Below are 17,865 nucleotides of genomic sequence, written 5' to 3'. Positions count from 1 at the left end.
AGACGACTTTCTATTGAATGGTAGAAAGCCGCCTTGATGATTCACTTTTCAGCTGGTGTGTCTGCTTGCTTTATAGAGCCGCCCATGCCTCCGATGATGCCGATGAGAATAAGGACGACTATTTTGCCGATTTTTTTCATCTAACTCTCCTCTAATACCCGTTTTTTAATCACATGTCATCCAGTAAATTCAATATTTTCAAATATCATCCCACTCTTAGGCGTTGTCGGAACATTGACCATACTGTAGCCGATATCCTGATCAGGAACCGTATAGCTGACTTTGTTGATCAGGTAATCCGTTACGATCTCCATCGCTCTGACTGTATTCCATTCCCCCGGGCAACGGTGACCAGTATTATAATCGCCTCCACCCTGTGCGACCAGTTTCATCTGAACCTGATCCGTCGGGCTGGTGTGCCAATCGCTGAAGCGCTCGGGATCGAAATTGTCAGGCTCGTCCCATATTCTCGAGTCATGATTCGTGCCGTAGAAATCGAGAAGGACTAGTGTATCTTTATCAAATGAGTAGCCATTCCATTCAAAGTCTTTACGAGTGATTGCCCCATTGAACGGGAAAAATGGGTAATAGCGTCTGATTTCCTGTATAAACATATGAAGGTAATAAGGATTATCGCCATTCAGCTTTTCCTTAATTTCAGGAAACTGGTGCAGGCTTAATGCCGTAAAGGCGAAGTAGATTGCTACTGCAACAGAAGGACGCAGAACGTTCAGTAATTCGACTGCTGCTGTTTTCAGATCCAACAGTTCGCCATCCAGTTCTCTATGCCAGGCTACTCTATACAGCGCTGTATCTTCTTTAGGATTCAGCTCCCCGTCTCTTACTTGTTGAATCAGCTCTTTATTCCATGATTCCGCCTGCTTACGGCCGATTCGCCCTTCAATGTGACGGGTACTGACAGCCATTGGTGACTCAAACATGCTGACCAGCTGTTTCGTCCGTTTTTTCACATCTTTATCCGGCAGCGGTACGCCAGCCCATTCACAGACAGCCTGTGTCAGGATTTTCTGACTTTCTTCATAAAAGACAATCGAATCTTGTGTAATCCACTCTTTAGTCGCTTTGAGCAAATACTTTTCGACCAGTTTTGCCCACACTTCGATTCGTTCTTTGGACATTAAATCCATAAACAGTTTCTTACGGTGACGATGCGCCTCATCATCTAGGCCCTGTACACCGCCTTTTCCGAGCAATGTCGCTTTTGCGGGTTCCGGTGCAGCTCCCTCACGCTTGAATTTATCCTCTTCGTAGAAAAGCTTAGCTGCCTCTTCGCCTCCCATAACGATGGCTTTTTCACCTAACAGCCTCGTCTCAAATGCATCTGACTTATACGCCTGAAGTCGATTGGGTGCATACATATAGCCTTCTCGGAGTACCTTCAGTCCACTCTCTAATCCGTCTTCTTTTGGAAAACTTCTTGTCGATTGCATACGTCTCCTCCTCATAGTGTTCTGTTACTATTAAGTATAAAAAAGGAGCCGGCTACATCGCAAATAATAGCCCTTACTTTCCTGATTTCTTCATTTCATCATATTCAGATTTCAATATGGAGTAATAGACATCGTTAAACCATTCCCCTTTTTTCCACTGGGCAACGTGACGCAAGGTGCCTTCTTTCTGCATGCCCAGACGTTCCATAACTTTACCGGAAACGGCATTGCGTTCATCGTGAAGAGCAGCTATACATCCGAGTCCTAGTGTGTCAAATCCTAATGCCAATATGCGATTGGCCGCCTCGGTCATATAACCGCTCCCCTGATAATCTTTATTTAAGGTATACCCGATAAGTGCTCTTTTCTCACTGTCTTTGACCCTCAGATCGATCGTGCCGATCAGTTTGCCTGTGGCTTTCAATTCAATACCGTATTTTCCTAAAGGATCTTCTATAAAATAGGAGACAATCGCTTCTTCTGTATCCGTTAAAGATGTATGGCGGTCAAAGACATAGTAAGTCGTCTCTTCATCGCTGGCGTACTCAAACATATCCTCTGCATCTTTAAGTGTGACATGTCGTAGTATCAGTCGTTGTGATTCTATTCGGGAATTTTTCGCCATATTCACTTCTAAACTATCCATAATCAAGCCTCTTTCTATTATCGTTTAATTTATTTTAATATGTAAAAGCTGGTAGCACAACGTTAATTGTGTCTTAATTGTTACTGATGACGATTTAATGAAAACTTTCAGAAACTTTCATGAAAATAGATTGACTAAAAATCAGGTGAGGACTATAATAAATTCGCTAGAGATTATGTTATTTATTTGAAAGAAGGAATCATTGTGCCAATAACCAATTTATTAGTAGCTTTAGGCTTTTCATTTATTCATTTGAGCTCCAGACATTTTAAATTACATTTCTTTTCGGTTAACCAGTTTACATCCTTTGTTGGAGGGATTTCATTAGCTTATGTCTTCTTCCACCTTATTCCAACAGTACAATCATACGAACACGAAATTATGGAAACTTTTCATGTCAATCAGCAAAACGCCTCACATCTGATTTTCGGCTCTATGCTGGCCGGGATAGTCGTTTTCTACTTCCTGGAAATAGGATTGAAATCTTCCCGTCTGAAAGTAGCTAAAAGAGACTTTTCCACTTCCGGAGTATTCTGGGCACACATCGGCTCTTACTTTTTATACAATTTTATCATCGGGATTTTACTGTCCAGTCAGTTATTTGAAACATCGTATACTGCCCTATTTTATTTATTTGCTATTGGTGTCCATTTCCTGACTAATGACTGGGTCCTGCGCCATCACTTTGAAAGACTGTATGACCGCTACGGTTTAAAACTATTGATGGCAGCTGTTTTACTCGGTCTGGTCATTGGATTAAATATCCATATTTCTCATACCTATGTAGGGTTAATGGAAGCATTTGTCGCAGGTGGATTAGTGCTTAATGCTTTGAAAGACGAACTCCCTGCCTGTAGAGGAAATGGGATGACTTCTTTCTTTGCCGGTCTGGTCATCTACTCAAGCATTCTCCTATTTATCTAACAGCTTATTTACAGAAAAAAGTACTGCGATCCTGATCAGCGTTTTCTCAATTGAATGGTCAACACCACTCACCTGAGCGACTTACTGAAACAGAGATCCAGTACTTTTTATTTTACAGCAACCCTTTTAGTATGAAAAGCCATCAGGCCAGTCACATCCCACTTCCATTTCAGTTCAGGCTTTTTTCTCATTTTAACCATCAGCATGACGTAAGTATACCAGGCAAGATAAAGCAATTTAAATGAGACAGTGAGTCGAATGACATTAGTGAACGTGTATAATGCTGGCGTAAGCTGGTTCAGTATATACAGAAACCCCGGTGTAGCGAGCATTGTAACAAAGAAATTCATACTGAATAAATACAGCATGTCTTTCGCAAACTCCCCTAGTGAATAATTGTATTTAACATCCATCAAACCAAAAATAATCAATTCGATCACGACTATACCTGTGACCATTGTCATAATCAGTATGTAATTAAAATCGAACAGACTTAATGAAAATCCGATTATGAATGTGGGAAGTTCCATAACCATTTTGTAGAGCCTGCACCTTTCCCGTTCTGTCAACTCACTAAATTTTAACATTTCTCTCACCTCTTTCTCATTATACAATACCCCTTCTCCTTTTTCTATACTCTTTGGCTCTTTTTATCTGCCTAAACTAATTACGTGTTAATGTGTCGGTAAGAGAGGCTGTTCTATATCGCTGGACATGATTAGTCACTAACTCGTCACACTAAATAACCCTTGAAGACTGAACAGATCAGGACTTCAAGGGTTATTTTATACCATTTAATTACACTAATACTGAGTCTTCCATTATCAGTTTCTTTTCGAGCGCTCGTTCACGTAATTCCTTTCTGAAGTCAGGATGGGCGATAGCTCTCAAGGCTTCTGCACGTTCACTGAATGTTTTACCAATTAATTCTGCTCTACCATATTCTGTGACCACTGTATCCACATCGTTTTTTGATGTAGATACGATCGATCCTTGAGCCAGCTCAGACACGATTGTCGAGATGGTGTCTTTCTTAGTTGTAGAATAAAGGCAGATCACCCCTCGTCCATCTTTCGTCATGCGTACACCTTTTGTAAAGTCTGCCTGACCACCTGTAGAGGAATACAGTTTCCCACCTACTGATTCAGAGTTACACTGACCGTAAAAGTCCACTTCAACAGAGGATTTGATCGATACCAGATTATCCACTTTTGAAATGTTGACGAGACTGTTCGTCACATCACATGGTAACATTAAAACATCTTTATTATTGTGCATGAAGTCATATAACCGTTTTGAACCGATAGCGAATGTTGAGACCGTTTGTCCAGGGGATACCGGATTATGTTTGTTTGTGACCACAGCCTTCTCATATAAATCAACAATTTTATCCGACAGCATTTCGCTGTAAACGCCTAATTCTTTTTTATCCATGATACATTCCATAACCGCATTTGGCATAGAACCGAAGCCGATTTGCAGAGTATCTCCATCTTTAACAATATCCCCGATGATTTTTCCAATTTCCAGATCTTTATCTGACAATATTGGAGTCGGTAATTCTGGAAGGTCAACAGTGTTTTCGACAAGTGCAGATTCCTGGCTGATGTGAATCGCATTTTTTTCTCCAAAAGTTCTCGGCATGTTTTCATTAACTTCCAAAATGATCGTTTCAGCATGTTCGATCAGTGAGGCCACATAAGACGGGCTTGTTCCCAGTGAAAAGTTTCCGTCCTCATCCATTGGTGAAACGGTCGCCATAATAACGGGATGGGCAGATCGTTTTAATAAAAGTGATGGGATATCTGAAAAGTGATTAGGTAAAAAGTCGATAAATCCCTCCCTGTAATGCTTTCGATCTGCTCCGGATAAGAAAATAGAGACTTGTCTCAGTTTATGGCGAGGGATATCTAACGGTCCGGAACTTGGCAGCATACGATGCAGGTAATTCCCTTTCGATCGCTTGTTTTTTGGAATAGCTTCCAGTCTTAACTGATTTATTCACTTACCCAGACTATCAGGCAGTATTATTTTTTTTGGCTTTTCGGTTACTTTGCATGATGCTCCATGACCGCTTCATAGTTCCAATCATATTTGTATCTGAGTAGACCAGTACATTAGACCGGTAGAATGCCAGAGATACAAATGCGATCAACACAGCAAATCCGACTGTTCCGATAATAGAGAGCCAGATACCACTGGTTGCCACCGTACCGGATGCGATTCTAAATGGCATAACAAATGGTGTAAACAGCGGAATATAGGAAAAGACGACTGCAAGTGTATTTTCCGGCGAAGCAAAAGCGAATAGTCCGACGTAAAAGCCAGCCAGTGCAACGAAAACAATTGGTGTGACAGCTTTATTGACGTCCTCCATCTTGGTAGCCAGGGATCCGAAGAACGCAGCCAGAATGACATACATCAATACCCCTGCGATGAAGAATATCAATGTGTAACCCATCAGGTCTTGCAGCATCCCGAATATATCCACTTCACCAAGGATCGTCTGTACAAATTCAGTATTCCTGAAATAGAGGTAGGCACCTGTCCCGACTGCCGCATAAATCCCAATTTGAGTCAGCATGACTAACGTTACGCCTACTAATTTTCCGAAGAAGTGATTAGTCGCACTGGCACTGGATAAGATGACTTCCATGATGCGAGTGCCTTTTTCATTTGCCACTTCTTCAGCAATGATACCGGAGTATGTCATAATGAACGCCATGATGGCAATGCTGACAGCGTACGCACTCCACTCCTGTATCATTCTGTCTCCTGTATCGTCATCTGCTAAGTCACCATCCGTAATAGTGACCACTCTTTCCTCAACCTCGACAGGTTCAGTTAATGACATCACTTCTGCCTGCGACAATTCAAGTTCATTTGCCCTTAACATCGTCTGATAATTTGTCAGTGTTTCTGTAATGATCGGTACGAGATTAGACAGCTCATTAGCGTGAACGATTTCCACCTGCACTGAGTCCCCATCCGTATCAACAATCATATAGCCGTCGATCGATTCCTCACCTAATGCTGTTTCTGCTTCTTCTTCAGTCGTAATATCTTCAGCAATATCAAAATTCCATTCTTCACTCATAAACATCTGTTCGACAGCCTGATCCTCTGTCAGAATCGCTACAGGAACCGCCTCGGCATCTTGAGCTTCTCTGGAGAAGAAATAACCCATTCCTGCTATAAAACCAATGATGATCAGAGGGATCAGAACCATTATAATGAAGCCGAAAGACTTCACATTTTTCTTATATACTTCTTTTGTAATGACCCAAAATTTACTCATGTTTTTCACCTGCCGTTCTTTTGAATATTTCTTCTAAAGTAGGAGGTTGCTGGCTGAACGTCGGGATATACCCGTTTCGCGTTGCCGCTTCGAAAATCGCTTTCCCATCTTCTGCTTTAGAGAGGTAAACGACATCGATCCCCTCTCTGGTTTTCTCGACAGTTTTCACACCTGGAAAATCTCTCAGTGCTTCTGGGCTTAAATCTGACTCTAAAAACAGCTTCGTCCTTCCAAACTGTTCTCTAATATCATGTACGGGCCCTTTCAGAACTTGTCTGCCATCTTTCAACATAATAAGGCTGTCACAGAGCTCTTCCACGTTGTTCATGTTGTGGCTGGAGAATATGATGCGTGCACCATTTCTTTGTGCTTCTCTAATCCCTTCTTCAAGGAGTTCGGCATTGACAGGATCCAGCCCACTAAACGGTTCATCCAATATAATCAGTTCAGGTTGATGGATAAGCGTACAGATCAGTTGAACTTTCTGCTGGTTCCCTTTAGAAAGAGTTTTGACTTTATCTGTTTTCTTTCCTTTTACGTCAAACTTTTCTAACCAGTCATCTATTAATGGACGAATCTCGCTTTTCTTTTTGCCTCTCAACTGTGAGAAGTATAAAAGCTGATTCTCAATTGAGACTTTAGGATACAATCCTCTTTCTTCAGGAAGATAGCCTATTTTATTAAATACTTTCCTGGATATGCGTTTCCCTTCCCAGAGCACTTCTCCCGTATCAGCTGTCAACAGATCCAAGATAATTCGAAACGTCGTTGTTTTTCCTGCTCCGTTCTGACCGATCAACCCCATAATTTCACCAGACTTAATGGTAAAACTGACATCTTGAACAGCTTTAACATCTCCAAAGGACTTCTGCAGTCCTTTAACTTCTAACATCTGAACGCCTTCTTTCTTAGTGTATGTACTGATAGTAAATACTGAATAAAACCAGTATAGCGCATTATGATTATATAAGCATCCGACTATAGGACTATTTTTCTATAAATAGTCATACTTCCGTCTTGGAAAAATCAAAAAAAGGAGAGCACACGAGCACTCTCCCAACATGTCATCCTTCAATTATTTTGACAAAAAACTGTCTGGACCTCGGCCCGTCAAATTCTGTGAAATAAACACTTTGCCATGTGCCGAATAGAAGTTCTCCCTTATGGATCAGGACAGTTTCACTTGCGCCTACAAGGCTTGACTTCATATGCCCATCTGAATTGCCTTCCATATGAATAAAATAATCATGATTCGGAAAGGTATCGTTCAATGCTTTTTTTAAGTCTGTTTTGACATCCGGATCTGCATTCTCATTGATTGTGATGCCTGCAGTTGTATGCGGGCAAAAGACCACCATGATTCCTTCCTCTACTTTACTTTCTTTCAATGCTTCTTCAAGGTAAGCATCCAGCATAAGAAAGGCTTGTTTCTCATGTGTTTTTATCTCAAACTGTTTAATATAGCTCATCTGATCACCTCCAGTTAAAAACGCAGTGGTGGTTTAGGCAGCAGTATAACGCTGCGTTATTTATACTTTTTCTATCCAGCCGTCTGGTGCTTCAATTTCTCCGAATTGAATACCGGTCAGTTCGTTATAGAGACGTTTTGTTACAGGTCCTACCTCTGTTTCTGAGTAGAACACATGGAAATCCTCTTCAATTTGCAGACCGCCTATCGGTGCAATAACAGCAGCTGTCCCGCAAGCGCCCGCTTCCTTGAACTGATCGATGTCTTTGATATAGACATCGTCTTCGAGCGTTTTCAGATTCAGCCTGTTCTCAGCCAGCCAAAGGAGTGAGTATTTGGTGATACTCGGCAGGATCGATGGTGATTTTGGTGTAACAAATACATCATCTTTGGTGATGCCAAAGAAATTGGCTGCCCCTACTTCTTCGATTTTAGTATGGGTTTCCGGATCCAGATAAACTGCATCGCTGAAACTGCGTCCTTTTGCTTCTTTACCAGGCAGTAAGCTTGCTGCGTAGTTACCGCCTACTTTTGCTGCTCCTGTTCCTCTTGGTGCTGCACGGTCATACGTACTGACGAGAAAATTAGATGGTTTCATTCCACCTTTGAAGTATGAACCGACTGGTGTGGCAAAAATTGAAAAGATATACTCATCTGCCGCTTTGATGCCGACATTGTCTCCGATCCCGATCATGAATGGACGGAGGTACAACGAAGCACCTGTCCCATAAGGCGGAACCCATTCTTCGTTCGCTCGAACAACTTCTTTAACTGCTTCGACAAATTTATCTTCTGGATACGGCGCCATCAACAGACGTTCGCAGCTGTTATTCATCCGCTTGGCATTTTCAAAAGGTCTGAATAAATTAATTGACCCATCTTCCGTCCGATAAGCCTTCATACCTTCGAAGCACTGCTGACCGTAATGCAGTGCAGTAGATCCTTCAGAAATATGCAGCTGGTTATCAGTTGTCAGTTCCCCTTCATCCCATTTGCCGTCTTTATATTTTGAAATGAAACGATAGTCTGTTTTAATATACGAAAAGTCTAAATTTTCCCAGTCAATAGTTTCAGGTGTAATCTCATTCATCATAGTCTATTGTTTCCCCTATCCTTTAAATTGTATTTTTCAACTGTAAGTATTATTAAAAAATCAGCTCACAGTCACAGCCATATCTCCAGTCTTGATCACTTTCGTCGTATAGAGTATCTTGTTAACACCATACGTAATTAAGATTGGAAGAACAGCTCCACACAATAAGTATACCCCAAATACGCCAAAACCTGAATTGTTAATTACCCACAGCGGTGCAACACCTGCGGCAAAGCCAACCCCACCCATTTCAGGAATGGTCTCGAAACCAAACACAAGAGTAGCTATCGGGCCACATATTGCAGAGGCAATCGTTGGTCCAACTAGAATCATGGGATTATTAATAATATTAGGTAATTGTACCTTAGGCGTACACAATCCTTGGGCCACATATCCCCCTAGATCATTCTCTTTGAAGGACAATATAGAAAATGCAAAATACTGGGCAGTTGTTCCGATCAGCATCGCCCCATTGACCATTGGACTCATTGACAGGGCAATCGACAAAGCAGCAGAAGACAGCGGAGACATTAAAAACAGCCCGAATAATGCAGCCATGACAGAGGACCCGATTACTGGACTTCCGGCTACTGCTCCAGATATGGTTTCACTGACGACCAGAAGAATAGGCGTGATGATTTGAGCTAATCCTACCCCTGCAAGTCCTCCGCCTAAAAGAGACAAAGTAGGAATCGCCATCATATCAAGTGGGGATGTCCCCGTTACTTTTTTCCCGATCCAGGTGGCAATCGTACCGGCGATCAGTGCTCCAATAGGGTCTCCACCCACTAGGGTAAAGCCGGCTTCTGTCATTTGAACAGCTGCTCCTCCAATCGTGGAAGCGGCCATGGCTGCGAATAGTGTCAGCGTATTGGCTTTCATATTATAGGCAATCCCTGCACCTAGTGCTGGTGCTAAAAGAACACGCGTCACCCCACCTATCGTTACCAGTACAGGTAAACCCAGCATGTCTCCAATCGTTCCAAACAAGAACCCGATCCCGATTGTCACAAAAATGGCATTAGCTACTCCAGATGATACTTTTAATACATTTCTTCTGACATATTCTCTCATAGTGATGACTCCCCTTTTTGTTTTTTCTACATAATTTACTCTGTTCCCCTGTTTCAAGAGAGGCTGATCGACGTGTGACTCCTTATACAAAAAAGCCAGCCTACTGTACGAGAAGTAGGCTGGCTGCTATGTGCATTACCTGAGCCCACTTTCTAATGTTACAGAAATAGGACTCTATCTTGGAAGATAAGAATCCTGGCTAGATAATAATGAGTAATAAGTCACGTAGTGAGGCAAATACCGGCATGTTCACTTCAGTTGTTGAATAATAAGTGCCGTTCGTTTGTGATTCATTCATCGGTCTGCCTCCTCGTCTATGTAGTATGTGGGTAATCTTAACGATTGAGACATTAAAAGTCAACTAGATTTATTAAAACATTCTAATTTTAAACAATATAAGGTTTGTTACCGTTTTACTTTAAATTGAACCCGTCTTTAATTCATCGTTTTCAGTTCTTTTGCTTATGTTACAATAGTTAATATACTTAACGAGAAAAAGGAGTGCATTAAATTGACAATTGGGTTTATAGGGTTTGGTAATATGGCTCAGGCGATTGCAAAAGGATTGCTTGAAAAACAGTTGGTGAAACCACAAGAGCTGATGTTTTCCAATCGATCTGAAGAAAAGCGTCAGCAGCTGATTAAGTCATTCGCAGTTAGCGGAACGTCTTCCAATCAGACTGTTTGGGATGAATCCGATATCCTTATTCTTGCTGTGAAGCCTTATCAAATCGATGAGGTCCTGTCTGGCTTGGATAAAACTAAACACCCCTTCGTCATCTCTGTCGCAGCAGGTGTGACCAATGCACAGCTTGCTCTTCATTTAAAAGAGTCCTCTTTTCTGCGAACCATGCCTAACCTCAATTCACAGGTTGGCGAAGGAATGACAGCTATTGTAGAAAACGATCAAGTCGAACAAAAAGATCTGGATAGAACGAAAGAAATATTCGTAGCTGTTGGCGAAGTCGTAGAACTCCCAGAATCACAACTCAGTGCGTTTATCGCCCTGGCAGGCAGTTCACCCGCTTTAATTTTTATGTTTATCGATACATTAGCCAGAGCCGGTGTCAAATACGGTCTACCTAAAGACAAAGCAACTAAGATAGCCGCTCAGGCAGTTTTGGGGAGTGGCCGAACGGTTTTAGAGACAGATCAGGATCCCTGGACACTGATCGACCAGGTATCTTCACCAGGTGGGGTCACGGTCGAAGGCATTCTCTCTTTACTGAAAGGTGATTTCGCTGCATCTATCATTGAGTCTGTTGATGCCATGGTTGATAAAAATGATGATATGTCTAAAGGCTAACAGACTATCCGCAATAAAAGACGCCCGCAGCTTTGTTTGAGGATAAAGCTGCGGGCGTCTTTTATTCGGCTTGAGTCTCGGTACCCTGACAACTGCAGTCCCGCTGTAGTTTGGCCTGTTTTTTTTTCAGTCTTAACTCTCGAAAAAATGTAACCAGCAAGTCCTTGCACTCCTCTTCCAATACTCCCTGTTCTACATAAGCTTGATGGTTTAGCCGGTCATCTTCAAGTAAATTCATCAGTGTTCCAGCTGTTCCGCCTTTGAAGTCTTTCGGGCCGTAGTAAACTGCATCTATACGAGACAGAACGATTGCCCCACTGCACATCGCACAGGGCTCTAACGTCACAAATAACTGACAGTCCTCCAGTCTCCAATTGTCTAAACGACGATTGGCTTCCTGAATAGCAATCATCTCGGCATGGGTGGTCGCGTTCTTTGACGTCTCTCTAAGGTTATGACCTCTCCCAATTATTCTGTTCTCATGAACGACTACAGCACCAATAGGGACTTCACCAAGAAGTTCTGCTTTCCTGGCTTCTTTAATAGCCTCGGTCATCCAGTAGGCTTTTTCAGTTTTTGTAAAATGCATTATATACCCGCTCCAAAAGTCACTTTTTCTTCATTATACCTTAGTTTCTCTTTACATCAAACAGTGGTAAACTAAAGGTACATAGAGTTAGGAGGAAAGCGTTTGGATTATACCACTTTAAAAGAACTATACCCTGAAACTGAACTGTCAGCTCTTCCGTTTCTGGACCAGGAGACCTTTCGTATTGCTTATAAAAACAAATGGATCCATATTCCGAAAAAATCACTTACTGACAAAGAATGGCAGCTTCTCACTTTGCTTAAACAGGAAATCGAGCCTTCATCCTTTCCCGTTTCTGATTCTAAATGGTCAGACTACCTGGAAGGAAAGCGCGATATCCCCCCAAAAACAACAAAGAATATCCGACTCACTCAACTATATTTAAAAAAAATAGATACACAGTTTGATTACTCAATCTGGATCGAATCGATCAGACAGCTATTTGATCCCGTATTAGATGTCTTCTTTATAACCAGTGATACTTGTTTCATTGTCCAGGATACCAGTGCTCTGACGTTCTCTACTCAAGAGATAACCGGTATGCTGCAGACTTTGGAAGATGATTTTTCTATCCGGTCCCATGCCTATATAGGACAATTCTGGACACCGGACAAACAATTGAACAGTCTGTTAAAAGAAGAGCAGTCTATCTTTCAGCAGGAAGTCACCCATCTTCACAACCAGGTATGCACGCTTCCTGATGTTGCCCTACGTTATTTTACAAAAGAGGCTTTATCCAGAAGCCTGATCATGACTGAACTGAAACATCAGATCGAAACATCTGAAGACTGGCGCGAACTGATTCAGGCCTTATGGGAGAGCCAGGGCAATGTGAGTGTTGCATCCAAGCATCTGTTTATACACCGGAATACTTTGCAGTATAGAATGGACCGCTTTAATGAAGCAACTGGACTATCACTTAAAAACATGAATGAATTGCTGCTTTGTTACTTGCTGATTATATAAAATAAAGAGAGGTCCTTTTTTAGGACCTCTCTTTATTTTATACTTATTTTATTTTCTTGCTTTTTTTACAGCTTTTTTAGCGTCTTTAGATTTATCCTGCATATAGTCTTTAAAATCAGAAGTCATATCTGATAATTTACCTTCCAGATCACTGACCTTATCGACTGTTCCTAACAGTTTATTCACCTCATCATCAGATAATTTATCAACTAGACTTTTAGCACTTGAGCTGTTGTTAAATTTATCTTTGACATAGTGTTTCGCTTTATGGCGGTTTACAGTAGCTTTTGTTTTAGTCTGAGCAGTTTCAGTCGAGAAAAGGAACGTCGCGATTCCTACTAAAAAGGCAACCCCTACTCCTATTAAAATACTTTTTTGTGTATCGTCCACTTTTTTCATGTACATCAATCCTCTCATATTTGATTTCCTATACCCATAGTACCAAATAAAGAGAGGTTACATCAAAGATAAGCGCTCGACTAAAAATCAGACTCCCACTATTTTTTTACCTATTTCGCTTCTTCTGGTGGTGTGCTGTGCATTTCTGCAGGTGGTGTTTTCAAGACCGGCTTCTCGGCCATTGCCTGAGGATTTTTAATATAATTGAACGTGTTACCATCAGCTGCTTCTTTACCATCGACTAATGGTTTACTGTCTTCGCCTTCAGAGAAGTTGTATAACGTGTGAGTGACATCGGAAACTTCATATGATTCCGGAACAGACCCTGGTACAACGATACCTTCTTTTTCTTCCAATTCTTTAATTGCCTGAATCCATTGCAGCTGGTGCTGTTTATCTCTCGCCAGAAGGAATCCCAGCATATCTCTGATTCCTTTATCTTCTGTCATCTCATATAAACGGGCCACTTGCAGACGTCCCTGAGACTCAGCTGTCACGTTCATACGCATGTCAGCAAGGATATTTCCACTGGACACGATATAATTAGACGTCCAGGGATTACCGTTCGAATCTCTAGGAGCAGCTCCAAGACCAGTAACGATTGCATGCTGAGGATTCATTCCGCCCATAACTGCTGCGATCGCCGGGTCTTTTACCGCTTCTTCCTGTGCAGAAAGAGGGGCTTTATCCAGCAGTTGAGAAATCATCGTTGCGATCATTTCAACGTGACCGATTTCTTCAGTAGCAGTATCCAGCAGCAGATCTTTATATTTTTCATTCCCTCTTGCATTCCATCCCTGGAATAGATACATATTCATGACTGACATTTCGCCCCACTGACCACCAAGAATTTCCTGAAGTCTTCTTGCCATCAATGCATCTGGTTTTTCCGGTGTAGCATGATACTGTAACTCTTTTTTGTGACTGAACAATTTTATCACCCTTCCGAATTATTTAATAACAAATAAACTATAGCAATTCGAATTTGATTTTTTCTAGTGATATGACTCGAAAAAAAAGCCATGGAGAGTAAGTATCCTCCATGGCTTTTCCTAATAGATTAATTGGTGATTTTTTCTTTTTTACCGTTTTCTTCCCTTACCTTTAAGGTGATTTCACCTTTTGAAGCCCCCAGTGTCACTTTATCCCCAAGGCTGATTTCACCTGACAGTAAAGCTTCACTTAATCGGTCTTCCATTTTATTCTGGATAGCTCTCTTAAGTGGACGAGCTCCATATTCTGGGTCAAATCCTTCATCAGCGATCACATCCATTGCGGCAGATGTGATTTTCAATTGAATACCGATTTGTTCCATACGGTCACTGATATTTTTAGTCAGAAGCTTAACGATTTCACGCAGTTCATCCTTTTTGAGCGAATGGAAGACGATACTGTCATCCACACGATTAAGAAACTCGGGTCTGAATGCATTTTTCAGTTCTTCTCTGATGCGTTTTTCCATTGAATCATGGTCGAATCGTTTGTCTATTGCACCGAATCCGACTGATTTTTCATCACGTAATGCAGTTGCACCTAAGTTTGAAGTCATAATGACAATTGTATTCTTGAAGTCGACTTTTCTGCCTTTACCATCTGTCAGCAATCCATCGTCCAATACTTGAAGAAGGATATTGAAGACATCTGGATGGGCTTTCTCCACTTCATCCAGTAAGATAACGGAATAAGGTTTCTGTCTGATTTTTTCAGTCAGTTGTCCCCCTTCGTCATATCCAACATAACCAGGAGGTGAACCAACCAGTCGACTCGTGCTGTATTTTTCCATAAACTCAGACATATCGACTCGAACAAGGGCTTCTTCGCTTCCGAACATTGCTTCTGCCAGTGCTTTGGCCAGTTCCGTTTTCCCAACACCGGTTGGTCCAAGGAACATAAAGGACCCAATTGGACGGTTTGGATCTTTCAGTCCACTACGGGCACGTCTGATGGCTTTAGAAACAGCCACAACTGCCTGTTCCTGTCCGACAACTCTTTCGTGCAGTACTTTTTCCAGATTAAGGAGACGTTCACTTTCTTTCTGCTCCATCTGATTGACAGGTATTCCAGTCCATTGCGAGACAACTTCAGCGATATCGTACTCTGTCACCTTCAGCTGTTCATCGTCAGACTGACCGTCCTGTTTAATTAGTTTCTCCAGTCGTTTTCTCTGACGCATCTCTTTTTCTCTGATCAATGCTGCGCGTTCAAAATCCTGCGACTGAATCGCACGCTCTTTTTTACTGATTAGATCTTCTAGTGTTTCAGTTGCTTTAGATAGTGGCGTAGGAGAATCACTTTCATCCATTCTAACTTTAGAAGCTGATTCATCCATCAAGTCAATTGCCTTATCCGGCAATTGTCTTGTCGTAATATATCGGGTAGATAAATGGACTGCCGCTCTTAAAGCTTCGTCTGTAATTTTCACGCCATGATGTGCTTCATATCGCTCGCGTAAACCAAAGAGAATTTCTTCTGCTTCCATTTCAGTTGGCGGATCTACATGAATTGATGCAAATCTTCTTTCAAGTGCTGCATCTTTTTCGATGTGTTTCTGATATTCATCTAAAGTGGTTGCACCAATAGTCTGCAGTTCGCCTCGTGCAAGTGCCGGCTTTAGTATATTAGAAGCATCTATAGCCCCTTCAGCTCCACCAGCACCGATCAGTGTATGCAATTCATCAATAAAGAGAATCACTTCTCCATCCTGATAAATTTCATCGATTATTTTTTTCATACGTTCTTCAAACTCACCACGGTATTTCGTTCCTGCAACTAACGATCCCATGTCAAGAGTCATTAATCGTTTGTTTGCTAAGACAGGAGGCACTTCGTTGGCAATAATTTTCTGTGCCAGTCCTTCAGCAATGGCCGTTTTCCCTACTCCGGGATCCCCTACCAGAACCGGGTTATTTTTGGTCCGTCTGCTTAGAATCTGTATGATCCGTCTGACTTCTTTATTTCTTCCTACTATTGGATCCAAACGATTATCACGGGCTAACTGCGTTAAATCTCTCGCAAGAGAATCAAGTGTTGGAGTTCCTCCAGCAGCAGCTTGCGGCTTGACAGCCCTTCTGCCACCCATTTTGGTTTTCGCATTTTTATCCTGTGCTCCCAATTTCTTTAAAACCAGTTGTCTGGCTTTTGCTAGATTGACATCCAAGTTATTTAAAATTTTAGCGGATAATATTTCTTCATCTCTAAGAAGACCCAGCAGCAGGTGTTCTGTTCCTACTAATGGACGTTTCATACGACGCGCTTCATCTGTCGCATATTTGATGATTTGTCTCGCTCTTGGAGAGTAAGGCAATATTGAAGTTTTTGGTACAGTCTCATCTGGACCATAACTTGATAAATGTTCAATTTCCTCTTTAATATCTTCTTCAGATATTTCCAGTTCTCTAAGTGTTTTTCCTGCAATACCTTCGTCTTCTATAATTAGTCCCAGTAGTAAATGTTCTGTTCCTACAGATCTGTGGCGGAAAGATTTTGCTTCTTCCTGAGCAATCAGTAAGGCTTTTTTTGCTTTATCCGTAAATAATTCATTCATGAGTTGTCCGCCTTTCGTTTGTTTGGCTCTTCATATTTTAAGTTGGCTAACATCGTACGGAGAAGGTTCGATCGTAATCTATTATCAATCAAGCGTTCTCCGGTATAAAGTGACTTATCCATTGCTACTAGCATAAGCTTAGCTTCTCTTTTACTAATAATCTCATCTTCATATAATTTATGAACGACAGATCTGGCATCTGTTTCATTGATACTATCCCCTATTATGTCGATCATCGAATTCAGCATATCCATTTCGTCCAGTACCTGGACTTTTATAATACGAATATAGCCGCCGCCTCCTCGCTTACTTTCAACGAGGTATCCTTTTTGAATAGTAAAGCGGGTATTGATTACGTAATTGATCTGTGACGGAACACAATCAAATAACTGTGCAATTTCACTACGTCTGATTTCAACTTGTTCCTGTTGATGTAAAACCTTTTTTAAATAGGCTTCAATTATATCTGTCATGTTCTGATTATCCATATCCAATCACAACTGAAAGTTTAGACTTGAAGTGTATCTAATATCACACATTTTTTCAAGTCCTTTCAGCACCCTCCTTTACTACAGGATATAAGGTATCCATAGTTGTTTGACTATTTTTGACTATTAATAATTATACCAATAAACAGTTAAAATGAAAAGAGAGAAGCTATTCGAAATCTGAGAATAACAAAAAAAGGCGCTTTAGATTTTAATCTAAACGCAACCTTTTAACTTGACGATAACATTAACGCGCCCTGAAGGACTTGAACCCTCAACCGCCTGATCCGAAGTCAGGTGCTCTATCCAATTGAGCTAAGGACGCAATGACAGAACATAAACAGGAATATGAGCCGTACAGGATTCGAACCTGTGACCCTCTGATTAAAAGTCAGATGCTCTACCAACTGAGCTAACGGCTCGAAAAAATGGAGGTTAACGGGCTCGAACCGCTGACCCTCTGCTTGTAAGGCAGATGCTCTCCCAACTGAGCTAAACCTCCATAAATAAAACGGATAAACAAAAAAAGAGCTGCACGGCAACGTCCTGCTTTCACAAAGGGAAACCCTTCACTATCCTCGGCGCTGGGAAGCTTAACGGCTGTGTTCGAAATGGGAAC

17 protein-coding genes, 3 tRNA genes and 1 rRNA gene are annotated in these 17,865 nt (G+C 41.5%); 3 read left to right on the top strand and 18 right to left on the bottom strand.

All coding sequences use genetic code 11. From position 1 onward, the window contains the following. Positions 1-176: 176 nt before the first annotated feature. Both CLV38_RS06320 and CLV38_RS06315 read right to left on the bottom strand, forming a co-directional pair. On the bottom strand, positions 177-1,451 hold the full coding sequence (locus CLV38_RS06320; RefSeq protein WP_106192971.1) for a cytochrome P450: 1,275 nt from the start codon (positions 1,449-1,451) through the stop codon (positions 177-179). A gap of 73 nt (positions 1,452-1,524) precedes the next feature. Continuing rightward, complete coding sequence (locus CLV38_RS06315) at positions 1,525-2,097, bottom strand: GNAT family N-acetyltransferase (protein WP_106192969.1); 573 nt, start codon at positions 2,095-2,097, stop codon at positions 1,525-1,527. A gap of 204 nt (positions 2,098-2,301) precedes the next feature. Here CLV38_RS06315 and CLV38_RS06310 point away from each other — a divergent pair, with 204 nt between their 5' ends. Beyond that, positions 2,302-3,021 carry a hypothetical protein gene (locus CLV38_RS06310; protein ID WP_106192967.1) on the top strand — a complete coding sequence of 240 codons (720 nt, stop codon included), beginning with the start codon at positions 2,302-2,304 and terminating at the stop codon, positions 3,019-3,021. Between the two features lie 107 nt (positions 3,022-3,128). On the opposite strand, the gene CLV38_RS06305 is transcribed toward CLV38_RS06310, so the two are convergent. From CLV38_RS06305 to CLV38_RS06275, 7 genes are all read right to left on the bottom strand, one after another. Further along, entirely contained in the window at positions 3,129-3,608 is a 480-nt protein-coding gene (locus tag CLV38_RS06305) for a hypothetical protein (protein ID WP_146128995.1), read from the bottom strand. Between the two features lie 211 nt (positions 3,609-3,819). After that, positions 3,820-4,956 (bottom strand): acetyl-CoA hydrolase/transferase family protein, encoded by a 1,137-nt coding sequence (locus tag CLV38_RS06300; RefSeq protein ID WP_106192962.1) that lies wholly within the window; start codon positions 4,954-4,956, stop codon positions 3,820-3,822. Between the two features lie 82 nt (positions 4,957-5,038). Then, entirely contained in the window at positions 5,039-6,319 is a 1,281-nt protein-coding gene (locus tag CLV38_RS06295) for an ABC transporter permease (protein ID WP_106192960.1), read from the bottom strand. Next, positions 6,312-7,211, bottom strand: coding sequence for an ABC transporter ATP-binding protein (locus CLV38_RS06290; protein WP_106192957.1), 900 nt, complete (start codon positions 7,209-7,211; stop codon positions 6,312-6,314). Before CLV38_RS06290 ends, CLV38_RS06295 begins: the two co-directional genes overlap by 8 nt. Positions 7,212-7,383: 172 nt before the next feature. Continuing rightward, positions 7,384-7,788: a secondary thiamine-phosphate synthase enzyme YjbQ gene (locus CLV38_RS06285; protein WP_106192955.1), complete on the bottom strand. Its 405-nt coding sequence runs from the start codon at positions 7,786-7,788 to the stop codon at positions 7,384-7,386. 60 nt (positions 7,789-7,848) lie between these two features. Further along, complete coding sequence (locus CLV38_RS06280) at positions 7,849-8,877, bottom strand: branched-chain amino acid aminotransferase (RefSeq protein ID WP_106193177.1); 1,029 nt, start codon at positions 8,875-8,877, stop codon at positions 7,849-7,851. Between the two features lie 63 nt (positions 8,878-8,940). Continuing rightward, positions 8,941-9,954, bottom strand: a complete 1,014-nt coding sequence (locus CLV38_RS06275) for a PTS sugar transporter subunit IIC (RefSeq protein WP_106192952.1) — start codon at positions 9,952-9,954, stop codon at positions 8,941-8,943. Positions 9,955-10,465: 511 nt separating this feature from the next. Here CLV38_RS06275 and proC point away from each other — a divergent pair. Beyond that, a complete protein-coding gene (proC, locus tag CLV38_RS06270) occupies positions 10,466-11,260 on the top strand; it encodes a pyrroline-5-carboxylate reductase (RefSeq protein ID WP_106192950.1) in 795 nt (264 codons plus the stop codon). A 61-nt stretch (positions 11,261-11,321) separates the two neighbouring features. Here the strand turns inward: proC and tadA are convergent, their stop codons facing one another. Continuing rightward, a complete protein-coding gene (gene tadA / locus CLV38_RS06265; RefSeq protein WP_106192948.1) occupies positions 11,322-11,849 on the bottom strand; it encodes a tRNA adenosine(34) deaminase TadA in 528 nt (175 codons plus the stop codon). Positions 11,850-11,951: 102 nt separating this feature from the next. Here tadA and CLV38_RS06260 point away from each other — a divergent pair, with 102 nt between their 5' ends. Beyond that, on the top strand, positions 11,952-12,815 hold the full coding sequence (locus CLV38_RS06260) for a helix-turn-helix domain-containing protein (RefSeq protein ID WP_106192945.1): 864 nt from the start codon (positions 11,952-11,954) through the stop codon (positions 12,813-12,815). Positions 12,816-12,863: 48 nt separating this feature from the next. On the opposite strand, the gene CLV38_RS06255 is transcribed toward CLV38_RS06260, so the two are convergent. The 8 genes from CLV38_RS06255 to rrf all read right to left on the bottom strand — a co-directional run. Next, a complete protein-coding gene (locus tag CLV38_RS06255; RefSeq protein ID WP_106192943.1) occupies positions 12,864-13,232 on the bottom strand; it encodes a hypothetical protein in 369 nt (122 codons plus the stop codon). 92 nt (positions 13,233-13,324) lie between these two features. Then, on the bottom strand, positions 13,325-14,146 hold the full coding sequence (locus CLV38_RS06250; protein ID WP_106192941.1) for a manganese catalase: 822 nt from the start codon (positions 14,144-14,146) through the stop codon (positions 13,325-13,327). Between the two features lie 128 nt (positions 14,147-14,274). Further along, complete coding sequence (locus tag CLV38_RS06245; protein WP_106192939.1) at positions 14,275-16,758, bottom strand: ATP-dependent Clp protease ATP-binding subunit; 2,484 nt, start codon at positions 16,756-16,758, stop codon at positions 14,275-14,277. Then, entirely contained in the window at positions 16,755-17,246 is a 492-nt protein-coding gene (locus CLV38_RS06240) for a CtsR family transcriptional regulator (protein WP_106192936.1), read from the bottom strand. The genes CLV38_RS06245 and CLV38_RS06240 overlap by 4 nt, the downstream gene beginning before the upstream one ends. 251 nt (positions 17,247-17,497) lie before the next feature. Then, positions 17,498-17,571: transfer RNA gene (locus CLV38_RS06235), tRNA-Arg, on the bottom strand. A gap of 24 nt (positions 17,572-17,595) precedes the next feature. Then, positions 17,596-17,668 (bottom strand) — tRNA-Lys (locus CLV38_RS06230). Between the two features lie 7 nt (positions 17,669-17,675). Continuing rightward, positions 17,676-17,748, bottom strand: a tRNA-Val gene (locus tag CLV38_RS06225). Positions 17,749-17,779: 31 nt separating this feature from the next. Next, positions 17,780-17,865, bottom strand: a 5S ribosomal RNA gene (gene rrf, locus CLV38_RS14200); the annotation flags it as partial.

It is taken from the genome of Alkalibacterium olivapovliticus (genome assembly GCF_003003275.1).
GTDB classification, from domain to species: domain Bacteria; phylum Bacillota; class Bacilli; order Lactobacillales; family Carnobacteriaceae_A; genus Alkalibacterium; species Alkalibacterium olivapovliticum.
The sequence above is the reverse complement of the archived record's forward strand: the minus strand, read 5'-3'. Positions and strand labels throughout refer to the sequence as shown.

Bases quoted from the DNA above. Each gene is read 5' to 3' on its own strand.
- CLV38_RS06320 (WP_106192971.1), bottom strand. From the start codon at position 1,451: ATGCAATCGACAAGAAGTTTTCCAAAAGAAGACGGATTAGAGAGTGGA.
- CLV38_RS06315 (WP_106192969.1), bottom strand. From the start codon at position 2,097: ATGGATAGTTTAGAAGTGAATATGGCGAAAAATTCCCGAATAGAATCA.
- CLV38_RS06305 (WP_146128995.1), bottom strand. From the start codon at position 3,608: ATGTTAAAATTTAGTGAGTTGACAGAACGGGAAAGGTGCAGGCTCTAC.
- CLV38_RS06300 (WP_106192962.1), bottom strand. From the start codon at position 4,956: ATGCTGCCAAGTTCCGGACCGTTAGATATCCCTCGCCATAAACTGAGA.
- CLV38_RS06295 (WP_106192960.1), bottom strand. From the start codon at position 6,319: ATGAGTAAATTTTGGGTCATTACAAAAGAAGTATATAAGAAAAATGTG.
- CLV38_RS06290 (WP_106192957.1), bottom strand. From the start codon at position 7,211: ATGTTAGAAGTTAAAGGACTGCAGAAGTCCTTTGGAGATGTTAAAGCT.
- CLV38_RS06285 (WP_106192955.1), bottom strand. From the start codon at position 7,788: ATGAGCTATATTAAACAGTTTGAGATAAAAACACATGAGAAACAAGCC.
- CLV38_RS06280 (WP_106193177.1), bottom strand. From the start codon at position 8,877: ATGAATGAGATTACACCTGAAACTATTGACTGGGAAAATTTAGACTTT.
- CLV38_RS06275 (WP_106192952.1), bottom strand. From the start codon at position 9,954: ATGAGAGAATATGTCAGAAGAAATGTATTAAAAGTATCATCTGGAGTA.
- tadA (WP_106192948.1), bottom strand. From the start codon at position 11,849: ATGCATTTTACAAAAACTGAAAAAGCCTACTGGATGACCGAGGCTATT.
- CLV38_RS06255 (WP_106192943.1), bottom strand. From the start codon at position 13,232: ATGAGAGGATTGATGTACATGAAAAAAGTGGACGATACACAAAAAAGT.
- CLV38_RS06245 (WP_106192939.1), bottom strand. From the start codon at position 16,758: ATGAATGAATTATTTACGGATAAAGCAAAAAAAGCCTTACTGATTGCT.
- CLV38_RS06240 (WP_106192936.1), bottom strand. From the start codon at position 17,246: ATGGATAATCAGAACATGACAGATATAATTGAAGCCTATTTAAAAAAG.